Raw genomic sequence first — 14,192 nt, forward strand, 5'->3', positions numbered from 1 at the left:
TGCGCCGTCCTTGACCGCCAACTCGATCCCTTCTTGCTTGCACAGCGCGAGTATGTCGGCGAGCTTCACAGCGAGAACTCCTCCACGGCTTCCGTTCCTTGCTCGCTGCGTTCGCTGGCAGCGGCCTTGTCCTTGAGCACGTCGATGAACACGGCCTGCTCTTCGATGCTGGGCAGCTCGAACAGGCTCTTGAGGGTGAAGTCGACTTCGAAACGGCGGCGGATCTGGCTCGCCAGGCGGGTCGCCAGCAGCGAGTGGCCGCCGCGTTGGAAGAAGTTGTCGGTCACGCCGATATCGTCGGTCTTCAGCAGCGTCGACCAGATCTCCAGCAACGAGGTCTCGACCTCGTTGCCGGGCGCGCGACGCTTCGGTGCCGAGGCATGGCCGCGGACCAGGGCGTTGCGGTCGACTTTGCCGCTGCGGGTCAGCGGCCATTCGTCCATACGTTCGTAGCCGCCCGGGAGCAGGTAGCTCGGCAAGCGCGAGGACAGTTGCGCTTCGACGTTAGCCAGATCGCCGGAACTCAGCGAAACGTAGGCCCACAGGCTGTCCTGCTCGACCTTGACGACGGCGCCTGTGACGCCATCGCAGGCTTGCAGCGCGGCCTCGATTTCGCCGAGTTCGATACGGTAGCCGCGGACCTTGACCTGATGATCGTTGCGACCGACGAACTCCAGCTCGCCGAGTTCGTTCCAGCGGGCGCGGTCGCCGCTGCGATACAGCCGCTCGCGCTGGCCCGGAACCGGCTCCAGCTCGACGAAGCGTTCGCGGGTCTGCTGGTCGCGCCCCCAATAACCGTCGGCCAGACTGCTGCCGCCGATGCACAGTTCGCCGACGGCGCCCCGTGGCGTCGCATGGCCCTGCTCGTCCAGCACCCAGTAGCGGGTGTTGGCCAGCGGCCGACCAATCGGCACCACGGCTTCGTCGCCACGCACGCGATGGACGCTGCTGGTGATGGTGACTTCGGTCGGGCCGTAGGAGTTGTACAGCGCGATGCCCGAGCGCTCCGGAACGAACCACGCTTGTTGCAGGCCGCGGTCAAGGACGTCGCCGCCGCTGCTCACGCGGCGCAGCTTTGTGTCGGACCAGCCCGGCACTTCCAGCAACTGGCGCAGATACGCCGGTACCACATGCATCCAGGTCACGTCTTGCGCCGCGACGTAAGCCAGCAGCGCCTCCGGCTCGGTAACGCCATCCGGACGCAGCGCCACGCTGCCGCCAACGCTCAGCGTCGTCAGCAACTGGCTGATCGAGGCATCGAAGCTGGTCGAGGCGAACAGCAGGCAGCGATCCGTCTCATCGAGCCCGTAATTCTGGGCCAACGCCGCCAGCTTGTCGGCCAACGCGCCATGGCTCACCACTACGCCCTTGGGCTGACCGGTCGAACCGGACGTATAGATCATGTACGCGGGCGATTCGGCTTTTACCGGACTGGCGAACGCGGTCGCGTCCTGCTCATCGGCGTCGGAAACCAGCACCACACGCTGCGCGCTCAACGGCAGCTGCGGCGCCAGATACGCTTCGGTCAGCACATGACCGATCCCGGCATCGCTCAGCAAATACGCCAGGCGCTCGTCCGGATAGCCCGGATCCAGCGGCACGTACACCGCCCCCGCCTTCATCGTGCCGATGACGCTCGCCAGCATGTCCAGCGTCCGCTCCTGGCAGACGCCGACGCGATCGCCCGCCTGCACACCCGACGTCGCAAGCAATCGCGCGATCTGGTTCGCGCGCGCATCCAGCTCCGCGAAGCTCAGCGTTTCGTCTTCCAGCGACAGCGCGACCTTGTCGCCGCGCTCCAGCGCATGCCGCTCGATCAACGCGGGCACCAGAACCGTCTCGCGCTGCAGCGCCGGCCCCTGCGCCAACGCAGCCAACCCTTCGCGATCCGACCCGTTCACCAACGGCAACGCCCCCAGCCGCTGCGCCGGATCGGCGACCACCGCAGCCAGCAGCGTCTCCAGGCTGGACGCCATCCGCGCGATGGTCGACGGCTTGAACAGATCCGCGGCATAGCACCACGTCAACTCCAGCCCCTGCTCGGAAGGCTTCGCGTACAGAGTCAGATCGTAGTTGACGTTGATCGTCTGACCGCCGCCCACGCCCGACTCGCCGCCTTCGAACCCGACGATGTCGTTGTCCGAATAAATCAGGTTCAGCACCAACTGGAACAGCGGACTGTAGCCGCCGTTGCGCTCCGGATTGAGGGTGCGCACCAGCGCTTCGAACGGCATGTCGAAGTGCGCCTGGTCGTCCAGGGTCTGCTCGCGCACCGCTTGCAGGTGATCGACGAACGACCGATCTTCGCGCACCTCGTTGCGCACCACGCCGGTGTCCACCAGCGCGCCGATCAGGTGGCGCGTGTCGGGGTGGTCGCGGTTGGCCGTGGCGGTGCCCAGGACGATATCGTCCTGGCCGGACCAGCGCGCCAGGAACGCAGAAAACAGCGCCTGCAAGCCGACGAACAGCGTCGCCTTGTGGTTCAGGAACAGCGTCGACAGCGCCTTGTGCAAGGCCGGATCGATGCGGTGCGAATGGAACGCGCCGACCGAACTCGGGCTGGCCGGACGGGCGAAATCCAGCGGCAGGCCATGCACCAGCGGCAGGCCGTCCAGGCGCTGGGTCCAGTACGCTTCCAGGACAGGCAAGCGCTGCTGCAGGGCCGCGTGCTGCCAGGCCGAATAATCGCGGTACTGGATCGGCAACGCGGGCAGATCGACCGGCCGTCCCTGCGCCAGCGCGGCATAGGCCGCACGCAGTTCCTGCGCCAGTTGCTCGTTCGACCAGGCGTCGCAGACGATGTGATGCAGATTGACCAGCAGCGCGCCGCACTCCGGCAGCTGGACCAGCGTCGCGCCGATCAAGGGACCGGTGCGCAGGTCGCGAACCAGCGCGTCCTCGGCCGCCAGCACGTCGTCCAGGCGGCGCGCGCGCTCGTCCGCGTCGCAGCCGCGCAGGTCGACCACGCCCAAGCCGCACTGGCCGCGTTCGTGCACGACCTGCCACAAGCTCTCGGCATGCTCGAACGTGGTCCGCAGCGCCTCATGGCGTGCCACCACCGCGTCCAGCGCCTGCCGGACCAGGCCAGGATCGCAATCGCGCGGCAGCTCGATGCGCATCACCACGTTGAACCGCTTGCCGCTTTCGCTGAGGTTGTCCACGAGCCAGAACTTGTTCTGGCTGTAGGACGCCGGGAACCGCGCCGCACCATCCGCCGATGGCGCGGACACGGTGGCGATCGGCACCGCACCGGCGCGCGCCAGCGGCGAGCGGATCCGCTCGGCCAGATCCGCGAAGCGCGAATGTTCGAGCACATCGCGCACCTGCAACATGCAGCCGAGCGATTGGTACAGCCGGCTGGTCAGCTGGATCGCGATCAGCGAATGGCCGCCGAGCTTGAAGAAACAGCTGTCCGCGCCGATCGACGAAAGCGGCACGTTGAGCAGCGAAGACCACGCCTCCGCCAGCTTGAGCTCCAGTTCGCCGACAGGCGCGCGGCCGGCATCGGCGATGGCGGCGACCGCGGGCAGATTCATCAATGCGTGGCGGTCGAGCTTGCCGTGGCGGGTGCTCGGCCACGCGTGCAGGCAGGCGTAGCGCGCCGGATGCATGTACGCAGGCAGACGTTCGTGAAGCGCGAGCCGCACGCGCTCGATCAGCGCCGGATCGGCCTGCGCGCCTTCGCCGGCGCCGGCCTGCGCATCGACGATCGCGAACGCGAGCAACTGCTGCGCCTGCGGCTCGAACATCACCCGCACGTCGCGGACCAGGCCCGTCGCCAGGATCGCGTGCTCGACTTCGCCGGCCTCGACCCGATAGCCGCGCACCTTGACCTGGGTGTCGCGGCGTCCGACGAACTGCAGGCGCCCGTCGTCCAGCCAGCGCACGAAATCGCCGGTGCGATACAACCGGCCGCGCTCGGATGCCGGGAACGGACTGTCTACGAACGCCTCGCGGGTCAGCGACTCCATGCCGAGATAACCGCGGGCGACGCAATCGCCGCCGATGTAGAGCTCGCCGACGCTGCCGCGCGGCAGCAGCGAGCGACCCTCGCCGAGCACGTACGCGGCGCAGCCGGGCATCGGCCGGCCGAGCGTCACCTTGCCGTCGATCACGTCGAAGGCGCAGTTGACCGTGGTTTCGGTAGGCCCGTAAGCATTCAGCGCCTTGCGGCCGAAACGCGCGCAGTAATGGCTCAGCCGTTCGAGCGCGTGCGCGGAGGTGTCGTCGCCGCCGACGATCAGGTGCGGCGCGTGCCCGGCCCGCGCGATGCCGTCGATCAAGGCCACCGCCAGCGACGGCGAGGTCTTGAAGATGGGCACCTCGTAGCGTTCGATCAGCCGCAGGATCTCGGCCGGCTCCTGCATCTGCCCGGCAGAGAGGATCACCACGCGTGTGCCGGCGCACAGCAGCGCCAGACCGATCAGCGCGGGGTCGAAGGTGAACGCGTGGTTGATCAGCCAACTGTCGGGCGATTCCACACCAAGCGCCCTGCATTGCTGGGCGAAGCCCGGCACGAAGCCGGCGAACTGGCGGTGCTCGACCATGACGCCCTTGGGGCGGCCGGTGGAACCGGAGGTGTAGACCACGTACATCAGTTCGTCGGCGCGGACTTCGCGGCCCGCGTCCGCGGCCGTCGGTTCGAACGCCAACGCCTCGGCCAGATCGAGCAGCGCCGTGGGTTCCGGCAAGGCTTCGCGCCAAGCCGCGGGATCGGCGCACAGCAGCAACGCGGGCCGGGCGTCCTCCAGGATCGCGCGATTGCGCGCCAGCGAGGCTTCCGCATCCAGGCAGACGAAGGCGCCGCCGGCCTTCAGCACGCCCAGCATCGACGCGACCGTCGCCACGCCGCGCGGACCGTGCAGCGCCACCAGGAATTCGCCGCGCTGCGCCTGCGGGCACGCCGCGCGCACGGCCGCGGCGATGCGTTCGACGCGTGCGGCGAGCTCGGCGAAGGTCGCCGATTCGTGCTCGTCGACCGCGGCGACCCGATCGGGAGTGCGCTGCGCCTGGGCTTCGAAACGCGCGATCAACGGCTGGAACGGCGCCGGTTCGGCGGCCTCGCCCTGCCCCAGCGCCAGCAACTGCGCCTGTTCTTCGGCGCCGAGCATCGCCAGCGCATAGATGTTCCGATCCGGCGCCGCCGCGGCGGATTCGGCGAGGTTGAACAGATGCCGCTGCAGGCCGCCGATCCACTCCGCCTCGAACAGATCGGCGTTGTAGTTGAAATGGAATTCGATGCGCTCGTCGCCGCGCTCGGCCACGTACAGGGTCAGGTCGTACTTGGCCTGATCGCCGGCCACCACCTCGAATCCGCCGCCGGCCTCGCCGTCGCCGTGCATCGCGCCGTCGACCATGTTCAACATGATCTGGAACAACGGCGGCGCGCGGCCGCTGCGGTCCCTGTGCAGTTCGTTGACCAGCGATGCGAACGGCACGTCGGCGTTGAGCAAGGACTCCAGGCTGGTTTCGCGCGCGGCGGCCACCAGTTCGGCGAAGCTCAGCGACGGCCGGCAGTCCAACCGCAGCACCACCGGGTCGGCGAACTGTCCGATCAGGTCTTCCAGCGCGGCGCCGCTGCCGTCGGCGCCGGAGCGCTTGGCGAACGGCACGCCGACGACCACGTCCGCAGTGTTGCCGTGGCGCGCGATCAGCAGCGCGAACAGCGCGTGGATCACGCTGAACAAGGACGCGTTGAACGACGCCGACAGCGCCTTGATCCGCCGCGACACGTCCGCATCCAGCGTCGCCGAATGCACCTTGCCGCGATGGCCGTAGGTCTCGCGCCGCGACGCATCGACCGGCAGGCTGTGCACCGCCGGCAGGCCGTCGAGGCGGTCGCGCCAGTACTCCAACTGGCGCTGGAACGCCTGTCCGGCGACCTGCGACTGCTGCGCGCGGCAATAGTCGAAATAGCTCATCGCCGGCGTCGGCAGATCGCACGGCAGGCCCGCCGCGTACGCCGCGTACAGCGCGTCGAACTCGCGTTCGAACACCGTCATCGACAGCGCGTCGAAGCAGATGTGATGCACCGCGAGCACCAGCACGCTGTACCGGCCGCTCAGTTCCAGGTGTTCGAACCGCAGCAACGGACCTTCGGCCAGATCGAACGGCTGCTCCTGCGCATGCGCTTGGTCAATGCAGGCGCGCTGCTGCGCCTCGTCCAGGCCGTCCAGCCTCGCATGCGTCCACGGAACCGTGGCGTCGGCGACGAGTTCCTGCTTCAACACACCGTCGACGACGCGAAAGCGCACGCGCAACGCGGCGTGGCGACGGACGATTTCGGCGACGGCCCGGCGCGCCGCGGCATCGTCGAGCGGGCGCTCGAAGCGGCGGGTGTAGACCAGGTTGTAGAGGTCGCGCTCGTTGCCGAGCTGGCTGTGCAGCCAGATGCCTGCTTGCTGCGCGGAGACGGCAATGCCGGTTCCACTCGCGGTATCGGACGGTGCGGAATCGTGAAACAACGCCCACGAACTTTTGAGCATGTGCAAGAACATCCTTTGTCCGAACGCACGCCGCCATGCGGCAAGCCGCATGCGTGCGAACGCTCCCCCTGTCCGGACGCCGACCTGCGGACGAGCCGCGATGCCGACGCAATTGTTCCGAAGCATCCGTCACGGTCGAACGGACAAATCGGTCACACTTCCCCAGTACGCCCGCCACAACGTGGCCCGTACGTAACCCAAATATTGAGAATCCCCAAGCCCTCGAAGGGCACCGCGCATCACAAAAAGTGTGAACGACAGACCAGATCGATCACTTGCTTCACACAATGCGAAGCACGCATGGCAAGTGAATTTCTTGATCGCCGTACGCCTGAAAAATCCCCCGATGGCGCAATTCGTTTATGACGGCGGCACAAGAATTCTTACGCCCGCCTATTTGCCTTGTCAACACGGTTGCGAGACAGAATCGCACCGAAAATGTGCGCTCCGTTCGTTCTTCAATTTTGCTTCGCGACGCAGTGTAAGCACGCGCTTTCGCACACGTTGATACGCGCGCCGGCGCACGCGGCGGTTCTTCGCTGCGTCCTGTTTTTCCGAGTGTTTTTCCGTTTTTTCGTTCGAATTCATCGATCGATTCGAACCCGTCGAAGTCGCACGCGTCGCGACGGTTCGCTGTGCTCATCAAGGTTGCGGATGCGAGCAGAGCGAATTTGGACATCTACAACATTCATGTATCTGAAACGCAACTTCGATGCGTTGCGCGCGCATCGCTTCGCGAGCGCAGCTCAAGAAATTTTGTGATGCCTGCACATCGAAGAACGATTCATTTGTCTGAAGACCGTTGCCGACGCACGGGCGGCTCGACGTTGCCGCGAGCGCGAAACTGAGACGGTCGACGCGAATGTGTCGACACGAGACGCTGGCGTACGGTCGAGCAATGATCGAGTCGACACTGTCGCGAACGGGCCTTCCCCGCCCTGGCTCCGACCACGCGCGAACGCGGACGCGCCGCAATCGGCGCGCCCGGCGCCGCAGCGACGCTCAGGCCAGGTAGTCCTTCAGGAAGTCCACCCACGCGCGCACCTTGTGCGGCACGTGTCGAGTCGGCGGATACAAGGCGTAGACGGACTGCGCCGGAAAACGGTAGTCGGGCAGCGCGTCGACCAGCGCGCCGCTGGCCAGATCGTCGCGCACCAGCCAGTCGGGCAGCAGCGCCACGCCGCTGCCCTGCCGCGCCAATGCGCGCAGCACCGAAGCGTTGTCGACGACGGCGCGCGGCTTCGGATCGGGACGGAACGCGTGTTCGCCGCCATCGGCGCCGCTGAGCGGCCATTGCGCCACCCGCTGCAAGCGCGAGTGGCCGAGCTGCGGCAGACGCGCCAGTTCGGCGGGCGATCCGATCCGCGCCAGGCCGTGCGCGGCCAGCAGCGACGGCGCCGCCACGGCCAGCACCCGGTAACTGGCCAGCGCGGCCGCACGGTACGGCAGGTCCTGGAACTGTTCGGGCCGTCCGAGCCGGATGGCGACATCGAGCCGGTCGCGGATCAGGTCGGCGCGCGCGGTGTTCGTCTCCAGGCGCACGCGCAAGCCGGGATGGCGTTGCATGAACTCGTGCAGCGCCGGGGCCAGCACCATCGACGCGTATTCGACCGTCGAAGCCAGCCGCAACACGCCGCGCATGCCGCCGTGCTCGCCGCGCGCTTCGTCGATCGCCGCATCGGCTTCCTCGAGCGTGCGCAGGCAACGCGCGTAGAAGCGCGCGCCCGCTTCGGTCAGTTCGACCCGGCGGGTGGTGCGCACCAGCAGGACCACGCCGAGTTCGGTTTCCAGTTGCTTGATGTTGAAGCTCACCGCCGCGCGCGCCTGGTTGAGGCGTTCGGCCGCGGCGGTGAACGAGCCGGCTTCCACCACGGCGCGGAAGACGGCGAAACGGTCGAGACTCACCATGAGGCGGCGCGGATCCTGCGGGAAAGCGAGATGCTGGCGCGAATACTGCGCCGATTGGCAAATTTTTTCGACCAGTGTTTCCGTCGGATCGGCCTTATCCGCGGCGGCCGCGCTGCCTAGACTGCGCGCCATTCCATCCACATCGCCGTCATGACCGCCCGCTCCAGGATCGCCGCCGTCTACTTGCTGGGTTTCGCACTGGATCTGGCCAATATGTTTGCGCTGAACGCCGCCTACCCCGCTCTGCAACGCGAGCTGCGCGCGTCGCTCGCGCAACTGGCCTGGACCAGCACGATCTATGTGCTCGGCCTGACCGCGGTGATTCCGCTCGGCGCCTGGCTCGCGCGCCGCTTCGGCGAGCGGCGCTTGCTGATCGCCTCGCTGTCGCTGTTCGCGCTCGGCACGCTCGGCAGCGGCGCGTCGGGATCGATCGGCGCGCTGCTCGGCTGGCGCTTGCTGCAAGGCCTCGGCGGCGGCCTGTTGATTCCGGTCGGGCAGACGATGGCCTACCGCGCCTACCCCAGCCACGCGCGCGCGCACCTGACCTCGGTGGTGATGGCGGTCGCGCTGCTGGTGCCGGCGCTGTCGCCTGCGTTCGGCGGCATCGTGGCCGATCGCTGCTCGTGGCGCGCGATCTTCTTCGCGATGGCGGCGCCGGCGGTGCTCGCCTGCGCGCTCGCCGCGGTGTGGTTGCCGCGCGACGGCGCGAACCCGCGGCCGGCGCCGCTGGATCTGCCGGGCCTGGGCTTGAGCACGACCGCGCTGGTCGCCTTGTTGCTGGGCCTGAGTTTCGCTGGACAGGCGGGTCAAGGCCGCGTCGCCGCCGCAGCGCTCGCGCTCGCGTTCGCAGCCGGCCTCGCCTACCTCGTTCAAGCCCGGCGCGCCCGCGCGCCGCTGCTGGACCTGAGCCTGCTGGCGCAGCCGCAGCTGCGCGTCGGCCTGATCGTGTACCTGTGCGTGCCCGGCGTGTTCGCCGGCGCCAATCTGGTCGCATTCCTGTATTTCCAGAATGCGCTCGGGCTCAGCGCCACCCGCAGCGGCGCCTTGATGATGCCCTGGGCCGCGGCCGCATTCGCCGCCATCGCGACCACCCGCCGCTGCTTTGCGCGATACGGCGCCAGGCCGCTGTTCGCCTGCGGCATCGTGGTCGAAGCGTTCGCGCTGGCCGCGCTCGCCACGCCGCTGGCCGAATCGGACGCCGGGCGCGTGATCGCGTTCGCGGCGATGGGCTTCGGCGCCAGCCTGTGCACCAGCGCCGCGCAAAGCGCCGCCTTCGTCGACGTTCCGGCCGCGCGCATGGGCGATGCCAGCGCGCTGTGGAACCTCAATCGCCAACTCAGCTTCTGTCTCGGCGTGGCCTTGCTCGGCAGCGCGTTGGGCGCATTGCTGCCGCTGTACGGCGCGGCCGCGCGCACCGCGTATCAGCACTGTTTCGTCCTCGCTGCGGCGTTGACCTTGCTGCCGCTGCCGTGGGTGGCGCGCCTGCCTGCGGTTCGCGTTGGCGCCACGACCTCCTCTGTTTCTTCTCAACCGCACGAGTGATTCCATGAACCCGACCGATCCGTTCTTCTGCGAAATCGTCGACACCCTCGCCGAGATCGAACACTGGCTGTCCGGCCGCGCCGACGACGACGCGCTGGCGCCGCTGCTGGCGCGCTTCGCCGAGGCGTTCTCGATGATTTCGCTGAGCGGCGATGCGCTCGACCGCGCGCAGATCGCGACGTTCTTCCGCACGGGTTTCGGCGCGCGCCCCGGATTGCGCATCGCGATCGACGAGGTGCGCCTGCTGTGCGCGTGGAACGGCGGCGCCGTGCTGGCCTATCGCGAGATCCAGACCGTCGGCTCAGGCGGCCGCAATGTGCGGCGCGCGACTGCGGTGTTCGAACGCGACGACGCCGGCCGCATCCGCTGGCTGCGCCTGCATGAGACGGCGGCAACGCCGTAAGCGCGGGCCTGCGCGGCGCGTGCCGTGCGAGCGGCCGCTGCGCGATGGCCATCGACGCCAATTCTCGAACGCTCTTGCGCTAAATGTGCGCGGCATCGCGCCGCGCGGCGGATGCGGTCACGCTTCAGCCCACGCGCATGCGGCAGCGCCGCATGACAGCAACATTCGCGAACGTATGCTCGTTGCCATCGCCGCGCAGGAGCGCGCGGCCGCATCGACCGCGGATGGGCGCGAGGGAACGCGCCGGGGAATGCATCGGCGGTCCATCGGGGAGAACTCATGCATCAGCACCGCACCACGCCGCGGCCGCGCGCCGCCGCGCTGTTCCTCGCCGCCTCGCTGGCGGCCGCGCCGTTCGCCGCCGGCGCGGTCACCGGCGTCGCCTTCGTCCACGGCACCGGCAAGCAGACCAACGCGTATCAGGATTACTGGCAGCCGACGATGGTCGACAGCGTGCGCCAGGGCCTGGCCAATCCGGGCAACTACGTCGTGGTCAACTGCGACTTCGAGCAGTACATGTGGGACAGCCGCGCGGCCGGTTGCCTGGCCCAGCAGCTCACCGACTTCATCGCCAGCAAGGGCATCACCCAGCTGATCGTCATCACCCATTCCAACGGCGGCAACGTGATGCGTTGGATCCTGTCGAACCCGACCTACGACAGCCGCTATCCGAACATCATCGCCAAGACCGTGCGGGTCAACGCGATCGCGCCGTCCTCGGCCGGCACGCCGCTGGCCGATGCGGCGATGAACGGCAACGCCTTCGAACAGGCGGTGGGCTGGCTGCTGGGCTACAAGTCCGACGCGGTGAAGATGCAGCAGGTCAGCTGGATGGCGACCTACAACGCCAACAATCTGTACGGCACCGCCGGCCGTCCGGCGTTGCCCAAGCCGTTCCGCAGCGTGGTCGGCACCGACGTGGATTCCTCGCCGTTCGACAGCGACAGCTATTGCGGCGGCTATGCCGAGAACGTCGGGCTGGAGACCACCCAGAACTGGTTGAACAGCTGTTCCGACGGGTTCCTCAACTGCTCCAGCCAGTCGGCCGCGGGCACGGTCTGGTTCCAGGACAAGCAGCGCACCGCCGATGCCGAGCCGCTGAGCCACAACCAGAGCCGGCGCGCCTGCTTCAACCTCAACACCATCCTGCGCAACGACATGACCCCGTGAGGACGCCGACCATGCGAACGATTCTGTCCCTTGCCCTGCTCGTCGCCGCCGGGCACGCCAGCGCCGCCGACGCGCCGATGTTGCCGGCGGCCAAGAACGACCAGATCCCGCAGCGCCTGGCCGTGGTCGCCGCGCCCAAGGCCGCGGCCGAACGCGCGCCGCTGCGGTTTTCCTGGGCGCTGGATCCCGACGCCGAACTCGCCGCCGATGCGCTGCCCGAAGCGGTGGAAAGCCGCGAGTACTGGCAGGAAACCGACGGCGCGGCCTTGCAGCGCGGCGTGCCGGTGGCCACCAGCGCGCCGGGCGCGTTGATCCGGGTCAGCCCGGTCGCCGGCGCGGCCCGGGTCGGCGCCGATTCGGTGCGCATCACCCGCGCCGGCCAGCCGGTCGGCGCGCTCAAGCGCACCGGCGCCGAACAGTTGCAAGCCGCCGGCCTCGCGGTCGGCGCCGGCACCGCCGCGGTCCAGCTCGGCGCCGACGCGGCGCCGGGCGCGTACGCGGTGCAGGTCGCGCAGGCGCGCGGCCGCTACGTGGTGCACGTGTTCGAACCCAACAGCGACGTACGCCTGCTCGCGCGCTTGAACCGCGACCATGCGTTGGCCGGCGGTTCTCGCGAAATCGAAGTCGACCTGCAGCGCGGCAAGTCGTCGCTGAAGGCCGAAGGCGGCGCGTTGCTGGTGGCGCCGTCCGGACGCAGCTGGCCGCTGGCGCTGAAGGCCGGCGGCGACGGCAAGCTGCGCGGCGCGGTGCCGCTGCCGGCCGACGCCGGCGACGAGCCGGCGGGCCTGTGGGAAGTGCAGGTGTTCGCCGGCGACGGCAGCATCCAGCGCGATGCGCGCACCGCGATCGCGGTGGCGCAGCCGACCGCCCGGCTCGACGGCGCCTACGCCTTCGATGCGCGCACGCTGAGCTTCGCCCTGCCGCTGCGCGCCGCTTCGCCGGGCCGCTACGAAGTGCGCGGCACGCTGTACGCGAGCAATGCCAAGCGCGAATTGCGGCCGGTGGCGATCGCGCACAGCGCGCAGTGGCTCGACGGCGGCGCGGCGCGGATCGAGCTGGCGTTCGAGCGTTCGCAGTTGCCGAAGGGGTATGGCGCGCCGTTCGAGCTGCGCAATGTGGAGCTCAACGATCAGAGCCGGTTGGCGCCGATCGAGCGGCGCGAGCGGGTGGCGCGGGTTCGTTGATGGCTTGAAGACTGCGCGCGCCCTCATCCGCCCCTTCGGGGCACCTTCTCCCGCAAGCGGGAGAAGGGACAGCTGGCAGCGCTGCTGCTCTTAGCCCCTCTCCCGCTTGCGGGAGAGGGGGTGGGGTGAGGGCCGCCCACCGCGACGCAAACCCAGCCAGCCCCGCTTCATGCCGCCCCCGCCCGACGCGGCTACCCTGACGGCTCCCGTCACGGACCGCCGCATATGAAGAAATGGATCGTCGCCCTCGTCCTGATCGCTGCCCTGCTGATCGGCTACATCGCCGCCGGGCCGTTCCTGACCGTCCACGCCATCCGCACCGCGGTCAAGGAAGGCAACACCGGCGAGTTGTCCAAGCACGTGGATTTCGCCGCGCTGCGGCTGAGCCTGAAGGCCCAGGTCGACGATTATCTGGTGCGCCGCGCCGGTCCGAAGGTGCAGTCCAGCCTGCTCGGCGCGATCGGCCTGAGCATGGCCAGCGGCGTGGCCGGCACCGCGGTCGACGCGATCGCGACGCCGATGGGCATCGGCGCGGTACTGGAGGGGCGCAATCTGGTCAAGCGCTTCGATCCGACCGCGCCGCGCCGCGATGCCTACGCGCCGGTGGATCCGGCCGAACCGCTCAAGCGCGCGAGCTATCGCTTCGAGTCGCCGTCGCGGTTCACCGCGACGGTCGCCAACGCCGACGGGGATCCGGTGGTGTTCGTGCTGACCCGCGATGGGTTGAGCTGGAAGGTCACGGATGTGCGGCTGCCGTTGGAGAAGATGTTGCCTTGAGGGGTGCGCGGGTTCAGCGAGGTTCGTCGTGGTTGGGTTGGCGCGGTCGCGGCTCGCGCCGCTCCTACATGAAAGCAGAGTGCTTGCTTTCTGTGAGCGCCGGCAATATTTTTCACGCGACCGCCGGCCGCCGCGCGCAGCGGTCGCCGGACAGGCATGCCCGGCCCCGATCGTCAACGCCACACGCATTGGACTGGAACGCCATGAAAACGATCTTCTCCGCCCTCGCCTTCGCCGTGCTCGCGCTCAGCGCCAACGCCGCCTACGCCCAGGGCGAGTGCGACAAGTACCGGACCAGCTACGACAAGACCTACTGCTTCGCCAAGCTGTTCCTGGAATCGGACAAGGAGCTCAACGCCGCCTACACCGAGCTGCGCGGCGTGGCCAAGGAGCCGGCCAAGACCCAGCTCAAGCAGACCCAGCTGCAGTGGATCAAGCACCGCGACGCCAGCTGCGAAAGCTCCGGCAGCATCAACGTCGACTGCAACTACCGGGTCAACCGCGAGCGCACCGAGTACCTGCGCGATCGCGCCCGCGAGTGCAAGGCCGGGACCTGCCGCGACGAGATGATCGTCAAGAAGTCCTGGGACTGAGCGGACGCGCCAGCGCGAACGCCGGCGCAAGCCACGCCGCAAGGCGTGGTTTGTTTCGTTTCGGGGTCGCTTTTTGTAGGAGCGGCGCGAGCCGCGACCGCGATAACGCAACTACGCCGTAACCTGCGCA

General features: G+C 68.5%; 9 protein-coding genes. 6 read left to right on the top strand and 3 right to left on the bottom strand.

From position 1 onward, the window contains the following. Window positions 1-65 precede the first annotated feature (65 nt). The 3 genes from JHW38_RS04425 to JHW38_RS04435 form a co-directional block, all read right to left on the bottom strand. Entirely contained in the window at window positions 66-6,485 is a 6,420-nt protein-coding gene (locus JHW38_RS04425; protein WP_207524810.1) for a non-ribosomal peptide synthetase, read from the bottom strand. Window positions 6,486-6,765: 280 nt separating this feature from the next. Continuing rightward, a complete protein-coding gene (locus JHW38_RS04430) occupies window positions 6,766-7,164 on the bottom strand; it encodes a hypothetical protein (RefSeq protein WP_207524811.1) in 399 nt (132 codons plus the stop codon). Between the two features lie 323 nt (window positions 7,165-7,487). Beyond that, window positions 7,488-8,525, bottom strand: coding sequence for a LysR family transcriptional regulator (locus JHW38_RS04435; RefSeq protein WP_343225442.1), 1,038 nt, complete (start codon window positions 8,523-8,525; stop codon window positions 7,488-7,490). An 18-nt stretch (window positions 8,526-8,543) separates the two neighbouring features. Here JHW38_RS04435 and JHW38_RS04440 point away from each other — a divergent pair, with 18 nt between their 5' ends. The 6 genes from JHW38_RS04440 (at window position 8,544) to JHW38_RS04465 (ending at window position 14,062) form a co-directional block, all read left to right on the top strand. Then, complete coding sequence (locus JHW38_RS04440; protein ID WP_207524812.1) at window positions 8,544-9,935, top strand: MFS transporter; 1,392 nt, start codon at window positions 8,544-8,546, stop codon at window positions 9,933-9,935. A 4-nt stretch (window positions 9,936-9,939) separates the two neighbouring features. Continuing rightward, window positions 9,940-10,338, top strand: coding sequence for a hypothetical protein (locus tag JHW38_RS04445; RefSeq protein ID WP_207524813.1), 399 nt, complete (start codon window positions 9,940-9,942; stop codon window positions 10,336-10,338). Window positions 10,339-10,617: 279 nt separating this feature from the next. Continuing rightward, complete coding sequence (locus tag JHW38_RS04450) at window positions 10,618-11,508, top strand: hypothetical protein (protein ID WP_242691196.1); 891 nt, start codon at window positions 10,618-10,620, stop codon at window positions 11,506-11,508. Window positions 11,509-11,519: 11 nt separating this feature from the next. After that, window positions 11,520-12,692 (top strand): DUF4785 domain-containing protein, encoded by a 1,173-nt coding sequence (locus JHW38_RS04455; RefSeq protein WP_207524814.1) that lies wholly within the window; start codon window positions 11,520-11,522, stop codon window positions 12,690-12,692. A 225-nt stretch (window positions 12,693-12,917) separates the two neighbouring features. After that, the gene (locus tag JHW38_RS04460; RefSeq protein WP_207524815.1) at window positions 12,918-13,469 is read left to right on the top strand and encodes a DUF2939 domain-containing protein; all 552 of its coding nucleotides are present in this window, start codon (window positions 12,918-12,920) and stop codon (window positions 13,467-13,469) included. 203 nt (window positions 13,470-13,672) lie between these two features. Then, window positions 13,673-14,062, top strand: coding sequence for a lysozyme inhibitor LprI family protein (locus JHW38_RS04465; RefSeq protein ID WP_207524816.1), 390 nt, complete (start codon window positions 13,673-13,675; stop codon window positions 14,060-14,062). The last annotated feature ends 130 nt before the right edge of the window (window positions 14,063-14,192 follow it).

Origin of the sequence: Lysobacter enzymogenes (genome assembly GCF_017355525.1) — a bacterium.
Lineage (GTDB): Bacteria > Pseudomonadota > Gammaproteobacteria > Xanthomonadales > Xanthomonadaceae > Lysobacter > Lysobacter enzymogenes_C.

Excerpts from the sequence above, each read along its gene's own strand:
- JHW38_RS04425 (WP_207524810.1), bottom strand. The coding sequence starts at position 6,485 with ATGCTCAAAAGTTCGTGGGCGTTGTTTCACGATTCCGCACCGTCCGAT.
- JHW38_RS04430 (WP_207524811.1), bottom strand. The coding sequence starts at position 7,164 with ATGTCCAAATTCGCTCTGCTCGCATCCGCAACCTTGATGAGCACAGCG.
- JHW38_RS04435 (WP_343225442.1), bottom strand. The coding sequence starts at position 8,525 with ATGGCGCGCAGTCTAGGCAGCGCGGCCGCCGCGGATAAGGCCGATCCG.
- JHW38_RS04440 (WP_207524812.1), top strand. The coding sequence starts at position 8,544 with ATGACCGCCCGCTCCAGGATCGCCGCCGTCTACTTGCTGGGTTTCGCA.
- JHW38_RS04445 (WP_207524813.1), top strand. The coding sequence starts at position 9,940 with ATGAACCCGACCGATCCGTTCTTCTGCGAAATCGTCGACACCCTCGCC.
- JHW38_RS04450 (WP_242691196.1), top strand. The coding sequence starts at position 10,618 with ATGCATCAGCACCGCACCACGCCGCGGCCGCGCGCCGCCGCGCTGTTC.
- JHW38_RS04455 (WP_207524814.1), top strand. The coding sequence starts at position 11,520 with ATGCGAACGATTCTGTCCCTTGCCCTGCTCGTCGCCGCCGGGCACGCC.
- JHW38_RS04460 (WP_207524815.1), top strand. The coding sequence starts at position 12,918 with ATGAAGAAATGGATCGTCGCCCTCGTCCTGATCGCTGCCCTGCTGATC.
- JHW38_RS04465 (WP_207524816.1), top strand. The coding sequence starts at position 13,673 with ATGAAAACGATCTTCTCCGCCCTCGCCTTCGCCGTGCTCGCGCTCAGC.